The organism is Pseudomonas sp. BJa3, assembly GCF_026343815.1.
Lineage (GTDB): Bacteria > Pseudomonadota > Gammaproteobacteria > Pseudomonadales > Pseudomonadaceae > Aquipseudomonas > Aquipseudomonas soli.
Genome location: NZ_JAOXMC010000610.1, coordinates 1 through 230 on the forward strand (window position 1 = coordinate 1; position 230 = coordinate 230).

Genomic DNA, 230 nt, shown 5'->3' on the forward strand with positions numbered 1-230 from the left:
TGCAGCCAACTGGCCTTGAACGCGCTGACGTAGCTGTTGAGCTGGTCTCCGCCCTCGCTGCCGGCGATCAGAGCGTCGGCCACCGCTTCGGCGGCGAGCATGCCGGACTTCATCGCGGAGTGGCTGCCCTTGATCGAGGCGAAGTTCATGGTGCCGAGTTCGCAGCCCATCAGAGAGCCGCCGTTGAACACCATCTTTGGCATCGAGTTGAAGCCGCACTGGCAGATGGC

The 230-nt window shown here is 63.5% G+C and carries 1 protein-coding gene; it reads right to left on the minus strand.

Annotation, left to right across the window (positions count from 1 at the left end; all coding sequences use genetic code 11):
- On the minus strand, positions 1 to 230 hold a 230-nt coding region (locus tag OH705_RS28990; protein ID WP_416383619.1), incomplete at both ends, for an NAD(P)/FAD-dependent oxidoreductase.